At 48.5% G+C, this 13136-nt stretch carries 15 protein-coding genes; 8 read left to right on the top strand and 7 right to left on the bottom strand.

What is annotated here, in order from left to right:
- The 4 genes from ACLQ6D_RS10105 to speA form a co-directional block, all read right to left on the bottom strand.
- Positions 1–127 (bottom strand): hypothetical protein (locus ACLQ6D_RS10105; protein ID WP_411727161.1); only part of this gene is annotated, 127 nt, incomplete at its 3' end.
- A 139-nt stretch (positions 128–266) separates the two neighbouring features.
- A complete protein-coding gene (locus tag ACLQ6D_RS10100; RefSeq protein ID WP_411727160.1) occupies positions 267–812 on the bottom strand; it encodes a hypothetical protein in 546 nt (181 codons plus the stop codon).
- Positions 813–1634: 822 nt separating this feature from the next.
- On the bottom strand, positions 1635–3080 hold the full coding sequence (gene gnd / locus ACLQ6D_RS10095; RefSeq protein ID WP_411727159.1) for a decarboxylating NADP(+)-dependent phosphogluconate dehydrogenase: 1446 nt from the start codon (positions 3078–3080) through the stop codon (positions 1635–1637).
- Between the two features lie 160 nt (positions 3081–3240).
- Positions 3241–5079, bottom strand: coding sequence for a biosynthetic arginine decarboxylase (gene speA / locus ACLQ6D_RS10090; protein ID WP_411727158.1), 1839 nt, complete (start codon positions 5077–5079; stop codon positions 3241–3243).
- 68 nt (positions 5080–5147) lie between these two features.
- Between speA and speE the strand changes: the two genes are divergently transcribed.
- The 5 genes from speE (at position 5148) to ACLQ6D_RS10065 (ending at position 9339) form a co-directional block, all read left to right on the top strand.
- Entirely contained in the window at positions 5148–5996 is an 849-nt protein-coding gene (speE, locus tag ACLQ6D_RS10085) for a polyamine aminopropyltransferase (RefSeq protein WP_411727157.1), read from the top strand.
- 3 nt (positions 5997–5999) lie between these two features.
- Positions 6000–6215, top strand: coding sequence for a DUF2283 domain-containing protein (locus tag ACLQ6D_RS10080; RefSeq protein WP_411727156.1), 216 nt, complete (start codon positions 6000–6002; stop codon positions 6213–6215).
- A 149-nt stretch (positions 6216–6364) separates the two neighbouring features.
- Positions 6365–7285 (top strand): hypothetical protein, encoded by a 921-nt coding sequence (locus ACLQ6D_RS10075; RefSeq protein ID WP_411727155.1) that lies wholly within the window; start codon positions 6365–6367, stop codon positions 7283–7285.
- 120 nt (positions 7286–7405) lie between these two features.
- Positions 7406–7666 carry a ubiquinone biosynthesis accessory factor UbiK gene (gene ubiK, locus ACLQ6D_RS10070; protein WP_411727154.1) on the top strand — a complete coding sequence of 87 codons (261 nt, stop codon included), beginning with the start codon at positions 7406–7408 and terminating at the stop codon, positions 7664–7666.
- 122 nt (positions 7667–7788) lie between these two features.
- Positions 7789–9339, top strand: coding sequence for a YifB family Mg chelatase-like AAA ATPase (locus ACLQ6D_RS10065; RefSeq protein ID WP_411727153.1), 1551 nt, complete (start codon positions 7789–7791; stop codon positions 9337–9339).
- Between the two features lie 88 nt (positions 9340–9427).
- On the opposite strand, the gene ACLQ6D_RS10060 is transcribed toward ACLQ6D_RS10065, so the two are convergent.
- From ACLQ6D_RS10060 to ACLQ6D_RS10050, 3 genes are all read right to left on the bottom strand, one after another.
- Positions 9428–9820 carry a hypothetical protein gene (locus ACLQ6D_RS10060; protein WP_411727152.1) on the bottom strand — a complete coding sequence of 131 codons (393 nt, stop codon included), beginning with the start codon at positions 9818–9820 and terminating at the stop codon, positions 9428–9430.
- Between the two features lie 198 nt (positions 9821–10018).
- Positions 10019–10174, bottom strand: coding sequence for a hypothetical protein (locus ACLQ6D_RS10055; protein WP_411727151.1), 156 nt, complete (start codon positions 10172–10174; stop codon positions 10019–10021).
- Positions 10159–10473 (bottom strand): hypothetical protein, encoded by a 315-nt coding sequence (locus tag ACLQ6D_RS10050; protein WP_411727150.1) that lies wholly within the window; start codon positions 10471–10473, stop codon positions 10159–10161. The genes ACLQ6D_RS10055 and ACLQ6D_RS10050 overlap by 16 nt, the downstream gene beginning before the upstream one ends.
- Positions 10474–10513: 40 nt before the next feature.
- On the opposite strand from ACLQ6D_RS10050, the gene mobA reads away from it, so the two are divergent.
- From mobA to ald, 3 genes are read left to right on the top strand one after another with little or no spacing between them, the layout of a single operon-like run.
- Entirely contained in the window at positions 10514–11110 is a 597-nt protein-coding gene (gene mobA / locus ACLQ6D_RS10045) for a molybdenum cofactor guanylyltransferase MobA (protein ID WP_411727149.1), read from the top strand.
- 1 nt (position 11111) lies between these two features.
- Positions 11112–11978 (top strand): formate dehydrogenase accessory sulfurtransferase FdhD, encoded by an 867-nt coding sequence (locus ACLQ6D_RS10040; protein ID WP_411727148.1) that lies wholly within the window; start codon positions 11112–11114, stop codon positions 11976–11978.
- Between the two features lie 27 nt (positions 11979–12005).
- On the top strand, positions 12006–13130 hold the full coding sequence (gene ald / locus ACLQ6D_RS10035; RefSeq protein ID WP_411727147.1) for an alanine dehydrogenase: 1125 nt from the start codon (positions 12006–12008) through the stop codon (positions 13128–13130).
- The last annotated feature ends 6 nt before the right edge of the window (positions 13131–13136 follow it).

Here is a 13136-nt window from a genome sequence, read left to right as displayed (position 1 = left end):
CGATAATCCGGGTGCCTTCCGGCAACTGGTTTGCCGCATCAAGGTGATACAGCGCGGGCATCAGTTTGATATGGGACAGGTTGCCTGTCGCGCCAAAGATTACGTAGGTACAGGGTTCAGCGTTCATGGATTAATCAGGTTCAGGGTTCAAAGTTCAAAGGGCATTTTATATTCTGTTTTGCTTGAATGAAAATGTAGAAGTGTAGGGTGCGTTGTACGCACCATCAGTGCCATTAGTAGCATAGTGTTCATAACAATTACATTGCTCATCCTATTTGCCTTTGTTTGGTGCATGGAATGCACCCTACTTGACTGATCCGTTTTTGCAACGCCTGTGCGCTGTCCAGGTCGTAGCCGAACGGTTTTTCGATAATCACCCGCCGCCAGCCGTATTCTTCCTCGAACAAATGGTTGTTGCTCAATAACTCCATCACTTGGGCGAAATCGGCAGGGCTGATGGACAGATAAAATGCGATATTCTTGGAAAACTGTTGGTCTGGGTTATTGATGAGTTCCGCCAAGGCACTATAGGCTTTCGGTTCGTGCAGGTCGCCCCGATGATAATGAAAGCGTTCGCTAAAGCGTTTGAAGACATGCTCGTCCATATCGCTTTTCACTTTCTGCTCGATCATATCCCTGAGTTCTTTCAACCAGGTTTTTTGATCCCACGGCCTACGCCCGATGGCAATAATCCGAGTGCCTTCCGGCAACTGATTTGCTACATCCAAGTGATACAGCGCAGGCATGAGCTTAATACGGGACAAGTTGCCCGTAGAGCCATAGATAACGTAGGTGCAGGGTTCGGCGTTCATGGATTACTCAACAGGTTCAAGGCAAAAGGTGCAAGGTTCATTATTAAATTTCGGCTCGTTTGAATTAAACCGTAGGGCGGATTAGACGCACAAACTGTACAAGTTTCAGATAAGTAAGGTTTTTCCGTGCGTCGTAATCCGCCATTTCGGTGATTCACATTCTACACCTAACGGTTTCCGCCTTACGGACTTAAACAGCAGCTAGGTGGCAAGGTAATGTTTCACACATTAAGATGTGAAACATTACCTTTTTTTTTGCGCTTAATTATTTATCCTAGAGGCGTCGGGCAGTTTTGTAGCGTTTTCTGCACCTCATAAGGTGTATGGGATGTCCCTACCCGGCTGATTGTTGGGCTTTGCTACAGCTCTGCCCAACCTTGTATATTAAGCTTTAAAGGAGAAGATCATGAGTAAAATTAAAGCAATGCTATTCGCGTTAGCTCTCGGCTGGAGCGAGTATTTCGGCTCCGGCAAACGCTGAGGGGACCCCTTGGGCAACTGTCGTGGCCATTCAAGACGGATGGGTGGTGGATCGAATGCTGGTGTTCCACAATGTCCCTAACCTGACGAATCCGGGCGGCTGCCCGTTAGTTACTAACGGATACATTATAAGTGAAACAGACCCTGTCCGCAAAACGTCCTACGATATGTTGATAGCCGCTAAAATCTACAATAGGCAAGTTGCCTTTGTTATCGAGGGCTGCTTTCAACAACGCCCAAGGATTGTTAGCGTTAGCCTCCGTTAACGCATGGTTTGCGTTATAACGAGTTTGGTAGGGTGGGCAAACAGCTTTATCGTTTGCCCACCACTTGCCGATAAAACTACACATTGTAAGTGCTTGAAGCTGTTTTCCCGCCACGTCCAGTCCAATCGGTATGGAAAAACTCACCTCTGGGCTGGTCTGTACGTTCGTAGGTATGCGCCCCGAAATAATCCCGTTGTGCTTGCAATAAATTGGCGGGGAGCCGTTCGGTGCGGTAGCCGTCGTAATAGGCCAGGGCGGACGAAAACGCGGGAGTAGGTATGCCCATCTCGATACCTAGAATGACGGCTTTGCGCCAGCCTTCTTCGGCTTCCCGCATCGCAGCTATAAAAAAATCGGCCAGCAACAGGTTTTCAAGGTCGGGGTTGGTTTGGTACGCCTGTTTGATGTCGTTCAAAAACTGGCTGCGGATAATACAGCCGCCGCGCCACATCAACGCAATTTCACCGTAGTTGAGGTCGAAGTTATATTCGCTTGAAGCCTCGCGCAGTAAGCGGAAACCTTGGGCGTAAGAGATAATCTTGGCGGCATACAAGGCGTTGCGGATGGCGTTAACCATGGCTTGTTTGTCGCCAGAGAAAGCCTTCTTGGGTCTGGCAAGGAATTCGGCGGCCTTGATCCGTTCAGATTTTTGCGCCGACAGACAACGGGCAAATACCGCTTCACTAATCAAAGTTAACGGAATCCCTAAATCCAGGGCGTTAATGCCTGTCCATTTGCCGGTGCCTTTTTGTCCGGCGGTATCGAGAATTTTATCCAGTAACGGCAAGCCGTCTTCATCTTTATAAGCTAAAATCGCGGCGGAAATTTCGATCAGATAGGAACTAAGTTCGCCGCGATTCCATTCGTCAAAAATGCTGTGCATTTCTTCGGCGCTTAAGCCCAAGCCTTCAGACAATAGCTGATAGGCTTCGCAGATGATTTGCATATCGCCGTATTCAATGCCGTTATGCACCATCTTTACATAGTGTCCTGCACCATTGTCACCCACCCATTCGCAACACGGATCGCCGTCTACTTTAGCGCTGATGGCCTGAAAAATGGGTTTAACATGAGGCCATGCGTCTTTGTTGCCGCCGGGCATAATGGAAGGGCCGTGCCTGGCACCTTCTTCCCCGCCGGACACGCCAGTGCCAATGTAGCTAATATGTTTTTCTTTGAGGGCAACGGTACGGCGGTTGGTGTCGGTATACAGGGAATTGCCGCCATCAACAATAATATCGCCAGCGGATAATAACGGCACCAGTTTGTCGATGTATTGATCGACCACATCCCCCGCTTTCACCATCAACATCACAATGCGTGGGGATTTTAAGCTATTGACCAGTTCTTCCAATGAATGTGTTCCGATAACTGGCGTACCATTGGCTAGACCTGACATGAACTCATCGGTAGTGGTGCTCGTGCGGTTATGGACTGCCACTTTATAGCCGTGGTCGTTCATATTCAGCACCAAGTTTTGCCCCATTACCGCTAAACCAATTAATCCGATGTCTGCTTTCATGCCTATCTTCCAAGAGTGATTGCTGTAAATTAGTGGCGCATAATATCACGGTTCATCACTAATCCACACTTCGGGTTGTGGTATGAAAAAAGGATTTTAACCAAAAATTATTTGATGGATTTTTGATCCATACCAAAGTGTAGTGGGTTGATTGCTACGCTTATTTGGAAAGATAAGTGTAAGACGTTAACCCTGCCATCAGTTCTTTTTCGTAATCCTGCCTTTGCTGGTCGCTGAGCGGGCTGTTCGCCAGTTTTTTCCGGTAGGCGGCTTTCAGGTCTTCGCTGCTGATATGGACATAATCCAATAGGTCACTGACATGTTCCCCTTCCTGCAAGTCATAAAAATGATAGCCTTTGTCATCCAGTTCTATATTGATGGAATGTGTGTCGCCAAACAGGTTGTGCATATCGCCCAGTATTTCCTGGTAAGCTCCGACCATAAAAAACCCGATCAGGTAAGGTTGGTTGCAGTTTATCTCATGCACGGGCAAGGTTTTTGCAATGTTTTGGCCGTCGATGTATTGGTCGATGCGGCCATCGGAATCGCAAGTTAAGTCTTGGATGACCGCGCGGCGTGTTGGTTGTTCATTAAGCCGGTGTATGGGCATGATTGGGAAGATCTGGTTAATGCCCCAGATGTCTGGCATGGACTGGAATAAGGAAAAATTGCAGAAAATCTTATCGGCCAGTTTTTCGTTTAACTCGTTTAATATGGCGGCTTCGTTCTGGATGCTGGGGTTTAGCTGATTCTTTATCTGTTGGCAGCGCAGGGCATAGCCGTTTTCTGTTTTAGCCAGGTCGTTGATGCTGAGCTTGCCTTGGGCGAATTGTTCTTGTGCGTCCTTAAAATTAAATTGGGTATCATGAAAAATTTCAACCAGGTTAATATCACGGGGCAGGGGGGTTATTTCAGACTGATTGCTGTAAACCGATTCAATGTCAGTGACATTGGTAATCAGTACAGCATGATGGGCGGTGATCGCACGGCCTGATTCCGTAACAATATCAGGTTGGGGCAGATTTTTTTCAGCGCATAGTTCGGCAAAGCTGCGGACGATGTTTTGCGCGTATTCATCCAGGCTGTAATTGATGGAGGATTCACGCCTCGACCGGCTGCCATCATAATCGACTCCCAAACCGCCTCCGGCATCGACAATTTTTATGAGGGCGCCCAGTCGGTGAAGTTCGGCATAGAATTGTCCCGCCTCTTTCAAAGCAACTTTTATGTCGCGGATATTGGCAATTTGGGAACCCATGTGGAAGTGCATCAGTTGTAAGGAATCAAGTAAATTCGACTGTTTTAGACGCTCAACCAGTTGCAGGACTTCATTCGCATGAAGGCCGAATTTGGATTTCTCGCCACCGCTGTTCTGCCATTTTCCGGCGCTGATACTGGCTAACCTGACCCGCACGCCGACGCAGGGTTTTATATCCAGCCGCGCGGCTTCCTCAATAATCAAGTCCAGTTCGATGGGTTTCTCTATCACCAGATACAGTTTTAGCCCGAGTTTAATGCCTATCAACGCCAAACGGACATAAGCCCTGTCCTTATAACCATTGCAAATCACCACGTCCTGGTTGGATAAGGCCATAATCGCCAGCAGTTCCGGCTTGCTGCCCGCTTCCAGGCCGATGTTGTCCGCCGCCAGTATGCCTTCGACGACTTTGCCCTGTTGGTTAACTTTAATAGGATAAACGGGCGTATAGCGGCCTTGATACTGGTTGTTGGCACACGCTTTCTGAAATGCGTCATTCAGGCGTTTGACCCGGTCTTTGAGAATATCCGTAAAACGCACGAGCACCGGTAAGGACAAACGTTTTTCGTTCAGGGATTGGGCAATATCAAACAAATCCAGCTCAGTTTCCTTGTCAGCGCTGGGTTTTACCGAAACATTTCCTTTACTATTAATGGAAAAATAACCATCACCCCAAAAGTTGATCGCATACGTTTGTATGGATTGAAGAATAGTCCAGGTGTTAGCCCTGTTTGCGTCCAAAATGAAACTCCGTGTGCCGTAAATGCTGAATGCTATTATAATGGCTTTATTTGCAAGGAATTCCAAAAATGAATCCCGCTGAATGGTTTACCGAACAAGTCCCCGCTGCTGGCTCTGCATTTTCCTTGAAAATCAAACGCAAACTACACGAAGAGCAATCCGAGTTTCAGCATCTTGAAATTTATGAAACCGAGACGTTCGGTAACCTGATGGTAATCGACGGTTGCACAATGGTGTCCACCCGCGATAACTTTTTTTATCATGAGATGATGATCCATCCGGCATTGTATACGCATCCCAATCCCAAAAAAGTCTGGATTATCGGCGGCGGCGATTGCGGCACATTGCGGGAAGTGTTAAAGCATCCATCGGTCGAGCAGGCCGTGCAGATCGACATAGATGAGCGCGTGACGCGACTTGCGGAAATTTATTTTCCTGAATTGTGCGAGTCCAACAACGATCCCAGGGCGGATTTAAAGTTTATCGACGGCATTAAGTGGGTAAAAGAAGCCGCCCCTAATTCAGTTGACATCATCATAGTCGATAGCACCGACCCCGTCGGCCCTGCGGAAGGCTTGTTTAGCGCGGCATTTTACCGTGACTGCTTCGCCTGCCTGACAGAAAACGGCATGGTCGTGCAACAAAGCGAGTCGGCGTTGTTCCACCTGAAATTGATAGGCGAAATGCGCGATGCCATGCAATCGGCAGGTTTTGCCCATCTGCAAACCCTGTTTTTCCCGCAATGTATCTATCCCTCCGGCTGGTGGAGTGCAACCATTGCCAGTAAAACGAGTCTGAACGGCTTCAGGGAACACGATTCTGCCAATAAACCTTTCGATACGGTCTACTATAATGTGGATATCCATAAGGGTGCTTTGGCGCAGCCGGAGTTTGTGAAGAAGGCGTTCGATATTTAAACCATGAAACTGAGCTACGATAAAGAAACTGATTCGCTGTACATTCATCTGTCTAATACCCCCTCGGTGGATTCCGACGAAGTGGCTGATGGTGTGGTCCTGGATTTTGACAGCAATGGCGTGTTGGTTGGGATTGACGTACAACACGCCAGCCAAAAGACCGATATTCAATCCGTGTCATTGTCACATCTGCCTTTGAATGATTTATATGCGGCTTGAAGATAAGCGTGTAGCCTCGATGAAGTGCAACGGAATCGAGGGATTGGAGGTTTCGTTTATCCTCGATTCCACTGTGTTACATCGAGGCTACTTGCTAACCTACGAGGCTGCGCATCGCCGATTAACCTTACATTAGCTGTTGGAGACACATGCAAATATTAAACCTTGCTATTGTGATCATTATTGGACTCATCATCTTACGGATTATTTGGAGTATCCTCAATGCAATCAATGACGCGCATTATAAGGCTCAGATGAAGCGGATAGAGAAAAAGAGACAAGAAGATGCGATTTTTGCACAGGAAGAATATCAGCGTAACCAGAAAGAGATTGCACGAACACGGGCTTTATCGAATATAACCAAACTGGTGTCTGATTCCCAGTTATCCGCCGCTGAATTGCCGCTGATTCTGTCTGATGCCGAGTTATGGCTAGACCAAGCCGAAAACGAGTTTTCGGAAGGGGTTTACTCACCATTTTGGGAGGCAATGGAAGGCGCGGTTCAAAGTTTGAGTGAGTTCAATAAGGCGATTCGGTTCATCGAAGCCGCCCAGCAGCGACACGCACTAGAAGCACCGCCATTAGCGCCGGATGCAGTCAGTTTCTCATTAGGCGTAACAGTCCTGCCAAACCCTTCTGCCACGAATCAGCGCATGAAAGCCCTTTATCGCAAAGCCCAAAAAGATCCCCATTTTGCACAAATTTACGAACAACGGCGCACAAACGCAATCCTTATTGAAGGGTTCCGTTCTCTTGGGGACGCGTTAAATTACTTGGGCGACCGCATTGAAAATGAACTACGCTCACTGGGCGATGCCATAGTTTTTCGCCTATCAGATGTTGAGTCGGCTATACGTGAATCGAGTGAGCAGATGGTGAGACAAAACGAAGCGCTTCTTATGGAAGCTCAAAGATTTAGAGAAGAGGCTCATAGCGGAAACGCTGAATTAGCCGCGATTGCTCGTTCAAACGCTGAAAATGCCGAAAACAGCGCAAAGGAACGTCGAGATATGCTAGACAACATCCAGCATCGTAGAAAACCACTGTTGCCTGGTGGCGGTGATTACTGAGCGCGGTAGTGGTAGGTTGGGTGAGGTACGAACCCCAACACATCAAGGCCCCAAATGTTGGGGTTCGTACCTCACCCCAACCTACACGAATTTTAATTTTTTATATTGTGAGATAACCTTATGTTTGACAGCAAATCCATCGACGACATCGCTAACCGTTTAGCCAACGCCATTCCTCCAAGTTTCAACAGCTTGAAAGAGGATGTGGAAAAGAATTTTCATGCAATTTTGCAAAGCGCCCTGGCTCGGCTTGATTTGGTAAGCCGTGAGGAATTTGAGGTACAAAAAGCGGTGTTGGCCAAAACCCGCCAGAAACTCGAAGCTCTGGAACAGCGTGTTGCTGACATAGAACAGCAAGTGCTGAGTAAAGAAGACCTGTAAATCTGGCAAGCCAGATGACGATAACGTTGGTTAGTTCGGTAGGTTGGGTCGCCTAAAGTGCCTACTTTTGGTGATGCTGTTCCAACCCAACATCCAGCGTCAATGTGTTGGGTTGCGAAAAGATGCAACCCAACCTACACGGCTTAACATCCAGAGATAATCAACCTGTGGCACTAGCCATCATCTACAGCCGTGGGCGCTCCGGCATTGAAGCGCCGTTAGTCACGGTTGAAGTTCATGTGGCTAACGGGTTGCCTTCCATGTCGATTGTGGGTTTACCGGAAACCGCAGTCAAAGAAAGCAAAGACCGCGTTCGCGGTGCCATCTTGAATTCCCGCTTTGAATTTCCCGCCCAACGCATTACCGTAAACCTTGCCCCTGCGGACTTGCCCAAGGAAGGCGGGCGTTTTGATCTGGCTATTGCTTTGGGTATTTTGGCGGCATCGGGCCAGATTCCTTCCGCACACCTAGCCCAATACGAATGTGTCGGCGAGCTGTCTTTAGGCGGCGAGTTGCGCTCGATTAACGGTGTTTTACCCATTGCCATACAGGTCAGGAACCATAATAGAAAGCTGATACTGCCGAAAGATAACGTCGCCGAAGCGGCTTTGGTAAAAGGTATTGAACTGATCCCTTCAATCCATCTATTGGAAATATGCGCCCACCTCACTGGGCGGCAGCTTATTCAGCCCGAATATCCTGTCGTGCAGCCCAGTCCGGAAGCCGAGATAGATTTTGCCGATGTGCATGGTCAATATCATGTAAAACGGGCGTTTGAAGTGGCGGCGGCTGGTGCCCATAATTTACTGATGCTGGGGCCTCCCGGTACCGGTAAATCCATGCTGGCTGTCCGATTGCCGACTATTTTGCCCCAGTTGACCGAGCGTCAGGCACAGGAAACCGCCGCCATTGCGTCCATTAGCGACCAGGGACTCAACGTGGCTAACTGGTTGAAGCCGCCTTATCGTGCGCCCCATCATACTGCGTCGGCTGCCGCGTTGGTGGGCGGTGGCAGTAATCCAAAACCCGGCGAAATATCGCTAGCCCATAATGGCGCATTATTTCTTGACGAGTTGCCGGAATTTGACCGGAAAGTATTGGAGGTATTGCGCGAACCCTTGGAAACCGGACATATCACTATTTCCCGCGCCGCTCGCCAAGCTGATTTCCCAGCCCGGTTTCAACTGGTTGCAGCTATGAATCCCTGCCCTTGCGGTTATCTGGGCGATGCGTCAGGACGTTGTCATTGCACGTCCGAGCAAGTCATGCGTTATCGCGCCAGGGTATCAGGGCCGTTGCTGGATCGGATTGATATGCATCTGGATGTACCCAGAATCTCCCACGAGGTGTTGCGTAAAGGCTCACCACAAGGTGAAGAAACCAGCGCCAGCATCAGGGCGCGCGTGGTGGCTGCCCGTAGCCGGGCGCTGGCGCGTAGCGGCAAGGCCAATTCAGCGCTAACGGCAAAAGAAGTCAAGCAGCTTTGTACCTTAACGGAACAAGGGCATCAACTGTTGGAGCAAGCCATGGAAAAATTCGGCCTGTCGCACCGTGCTTATCATCGCATCTTGAAGCTGGCGCGCACTATCGCCGATCTTGCCCAGTCAGAGAGTATAGAAGTGGCTCATCTGAGTGAGGCGATTGGATACCGGAAACTGGACAGGCGAGTTTGACAGGCGGAACTTGCCTAATCTGATAGCATTTCGGCAGGTACAGGGATCAGATCACGATTAGATTTTGCGCCACCCGCCTCCAATGAATCTACTTAACAAAGCAGCTTCTCTCTGCATAAGCTTCGGCTTCTTTCAATTGTTTACGTAAATCTTTTGACTGCTTAGGGTCGCGGAACACACCGCCAGCTTCGCCTGGCGTACTACGTAACATTGAGAATGTCCTGGCTGCTTCATATTCCGCAAAACTAAGTTTTTCGGCAATTTTGTCTATTTTGCAACCGCAAGCGTACTGGGTGATGAAGGTGAGTCCACCGTGCTGAGCCACGCAGTTTAAGAGATATTCAACCCGATCCCGGGTGGGATAATCGTTAACTTTCACGGCTTGCGCTTGCTCAGGCGTTTTTTGTGGGGTCGTGGTGCAACCATACAAGACAATCATTACAACTAGACCAATCAGCAAGGGTGTTTTGTGTATTTTCATAAGTAATGCTTTTTCCTATTAAGTTAGAAAACATGTTCTGCTTAAACCAATGCCGGTAAGTTAAGAAAAAACTCGTCGTTCCGGCAGGGATTGCCGGAACCCAGAAGCCAAGGATGGCTTGTGTAGCTCACATCCCTGTGAACTGGATACCGGCACTCCATGCCGGTATGACGGATTAACTTAACGGTATACAACGACTTATTCTTCCGCCGCAAAATCGACAACGCCTTTCAAAACCTGGTTCATTTTAACCGAAAACTGATTTAATGCCTTGTTGTCGGTGTCCGTAGGCAATAAATGGGTTCTAATAATGGTCTTGCCCTGGTATTGGTAGGCGATTACATTGCAGGGCATGTGCCGAATAGCCTGGGGGACATTAGCAATATGGTTTTTGCTTCGGTTAAGTTACAAAACTGGATGGTGTCGTATTCGGGAAAATTTTTAGTGCCACGGTCGCGGATCACTTTGCCAACGCGGCTATGTCCGGTTATCCTGAAATTATTCTCGGCGATGGCGACTTCAAGTTCAGCTAACACGTCATCGTAGGGTTTGCGTGTTTCTACTTGATAGTAAGGTACAAACTCGCCTGTAGGTTGTGTCGCGCTGCTTGCAATTAATAATAAGCTTGCGAAAATGATATTCCGTGCAATCATCTTAAGGCCGAATACTCAAATAGAGGCAGAGCTTAACATTATGGACAAACAAACAAAAGTGACTGGCGTGATTCTTGCTGGCGGTCTTGCCCGGCGCATGAATAACCGCGATAAAGGCTTGATAAGTTTCAAAGGTCAGCCTATGGTGAGTTATGCCATCGCCGCCATGAATACAGTCACGAACCAAACAATCATCAACGCCAACCGGAATATCGAGGAATATCAAGCTTTCGGTTTGCAGGTTGTCAGCGACCAAACCGATAGCTTTGATGGCCCATTGGCAGGCGTATTGACGGCCATGATGTTTGCAGAAACGGACGTGTTGCTGGTCATGCCTTGCGATTCGCCCTTAGTTAAGGCGCATCATCTGCAAAAACTGTTATCGACACGCGCAGCAGTTGATGCCGATGTCGCCGTCGCCTTTGACGGGGAACGCTTGCATCCCGTTTTTTTGGCGATAAAAGCGACATTAAAATCCAGCCTGCAAGATTATTTGCTGAGTGGGCAACGTAAAATCGACCTTTGGCTGGAACAGCAAAAAATGGCCAAAGCCGATTTCAGTGCCGAACCGGATATTTTTATTAATATTAATTCTATGGCGGAATTATCGGATTTAGAGGCGCAACGTGAAGGGTAGGGTGCATCAATCAGATCGGCCAGTTCAGTCATCTCAACCTGAAATGACCAATGCCGGGTTGGCCTTTTCCATGACTACGGTTGCCGTCGATGAGCATGGCGAAAAACGGGATATAGATCTGGTCGGGGAGCGGGCCTTGACTATTTACGTCGATAAAATGGAAATAGTCACCTTAATGACGATGGGTACACATCCTGAACTCTTAACTTTAGGGTATCTAAAAAACCAGGGCTTCTTCGACAATATTGACGACATCAAAGTGGTGCAGGTCGATTGGACTACCGAAGCGGTTGCCGTTGTTACCCAACATAAAAACAAGCAACTGGCTGAGCAATTGACTCAACAAATGGCACAACGCACTGTGACCACAGGTTGTGGGCAAGGCACAGTATTCGGCAAATTGCTGGAAAAATTGCAAGCAATCAAAATACCCCGTTACTCCGTCAAACAATCCACGCTTTACGGCATGTTAGATGCGTTAAAAAACTATAACGAAGTGTATAAAACCGCCGGTGCTGTACATGGTTGCGCCTTATGCAGCGGCGCAAACATCGACTTTTTTATCGAAGACGTGGGTAGGCATAATGCCGTTGATGCGATCGCGGGTTATATGTGGCTAAATAATATTTCCGGTGACAACAAGATATTTTATACGACAGGCCGCCTGACTTCGGAAATGGTGATTAAAGTTTCCCAAATGGGCATTCCGATATTGCTATCGCGTTCCGGGGCGACGCAAATGGGTTTGGAGATGGCTAAACAATCGGGGATTACCCTTATCTCACGGGCAAAAGGCAAACATTTTCTGGTGCTGAATGGCGTTGAGAATATAGAGTTTGATGAAGTGCTTAGTGACACTTCGTTTTAAGGTTTCTAATTTATCTGGAGTTTAACCATGCTCATAGGGCTACCCAAAGAAATTAAAGACAATGAATTTCGAGCTGGTTTGACACCTGGCGCAATTAAAGTGTTGGTCGCCAGGGGTCACCAGGTTTTGGTGGAAACGGGAGCCGGTGAGGGGAGCTTCATTGGCGATGAAGAATACCGTTCAGCCGGTGCCAAAATCGTTGCCCATGCAAAAGAGGCTTGGGCGGCTGAAATGATTGTCAAAGTCAAGGAGCCGGTTGCCACAGAATATCCGTACTTGCGGCAGGATATGATCTTGTTCACCTACCTTCACCTTGCCTCTAATGAGTCGCTTACCAAGGCTTTGCTAGCCAACGGCACAGTGGCGATAGCTTATGAAACCGTGCAGAATCAGGCAGGGCAATTACCCTTATTAATACCGATGAGCGAAGTCGCAGGCCGTATGGCTACGCAGGTCGGCGCGGCCATTCTACAAAAGCATCAAGGCGGTCGTGGCGTATTGATGGGCGGGGTCCCTGGGGTTGCACCCGCCGATGTGACTATTCTAGGCGGTGGCACAGTGGGCGCTAATGCCGCCCGCATAGCCGTCGGCATGGGTGCTCAGGTAACCGTTTTGGACGTGAGCCATGATCGCCTGGCCTATTTTGACGATATCTACAATGGCCGTATCCAAACACGAAAGAGCAATGAATATACGATTGAAGAGGCGGTTTACGAAGCTGACCTGGTGATTGGTGCGGTGTTGATTCCAGGCGGAAAAGCACCTAGTCTGGTTACCCGTGCCATGCTGTCAAAGATGCGTAAGGGCGCGGTTATTGTCGATGTCGCCGTCGATCAGGGCGGGTGTGTAGAGACATCAAAGCCCACCACACATAGTCACCCAACGTACGAGATTGATGGCATAGTGCATTATTGCGTCGCCAATATGCCTGGTGCAGTGCCGCGTACCAGCACGTTTGCACTCAATAACCAGACGACTGATTATGTCCTTATTTTGGCTGATCAGGGTATTGACGCGTTATTGGGAAATCCGGCGCTACAATTGGGGCTTAATACCTATCGTGGTCAAGTCACCCATCCAGGTGTAGCCAAGGCTTTTGGCCTGGAGCATATAACGCCCTCGCAAGCCCTTCACCCTAAAAAAATCAGTTAGATTTGA

This window comes from Methyloglobulus sp., from assembly GCF_046714055.1.
GTDB lineage: Bacteria > Pseudomonadota > Gammaproteobacteria > Methylococcales > Methylomonadaceae > Methyloglobulus.
The sequence above is the reverse complement of the archived record's forward strand: the minus strand, read 5'-3'. Positions and strand labels throughout refer to the sequence as shown.

Excerpts from the sequence above, each read along its gene's own strand:
- ACLQ6D_RS10100 (WP_411727160.1), bottom strand. The coding sequence starts at position 812 with ATGAACGCCGAACCCTGCACCTACGTTATCTATGGCTCTACGGGCAAC.
- gnd (WP_411727159.1), bottom strand. The coding sequence starts at position 3,080 with ATGAAAGCAGACATCGGATTAATTGGTTTAGCGGTAATGGGGCAAAAC.
- speE (WP_411727157.1), top strand. The coding sequence starts at position 5,148 with ATGAATCCCGCTGAATGGTTTACCGAACAAGTCCCCGCTGCTGGCTCT.
- ACLQ6D_RS10080 (WP_411727156.1), top strand. The coding sequence starts at position 6,000 with ATGAAACTGAGCTACGATAAAGAAACTGATTCGCTGTACATTCATCTG.
- ACLQ6D_RS10075 (WP_411727155.1), top strand. The coding sequence starts at position 6,365 with ATGCAAATATTAAACCTTGCTATTGTGATCATTATTGGACTCATCATC.
- ubiK (WP_411727154.1), top strand. The coding sequence starts at position 7,406 with ATGTTTGACAGCAAATCCATCGACGACATCGCTAACCGTTTAGCCAAC.
- ACLQ6D_RS10065 (WP_411727153.1), top strand. The coding sequence starts at position 7,789 with ATGCAACCCAACCTACACGGCTTAACATCCAGAGATAATCAACCTGTG.
- ACLQ6D_RS10060 (WP_411727152.1), bottom strand. The coding sequence starts at position 9,820 with ATGAAAATACACAAAACACCCTTGCTGATTGGTCTAGTTGTAATGATT.
- ACLQ6D_RS10055 (WP_411727151.1), bottom strand. The coding sequence starts at position 10,174 with ATGCCCTGCAATGTAATCGCCTACCAATACCAGGGCAAGACCATTATT.
- ACLQ6D_RS10050 (WP_411727150.1), bottom strand. The coding sequence starts at position 10,473 with ATGATTGCACGGAATATCATTTTCGCAAGCTTATTATTAATTGCAAGC.
- mobA (WP_411727149.1), top strand. The coding sequence starts at position 10,514 with ATGGACAAACAAACAAAAGTGACTGGCGTGATTCTTGCTGGCGGTCTT.
- ald (WP_411727147.1), top strand. The coding sequence starts at position 12,006 with ATGCTCATAGGGCTACCCAAAGAAATTAAAGACAATGAATTTCGAGCT.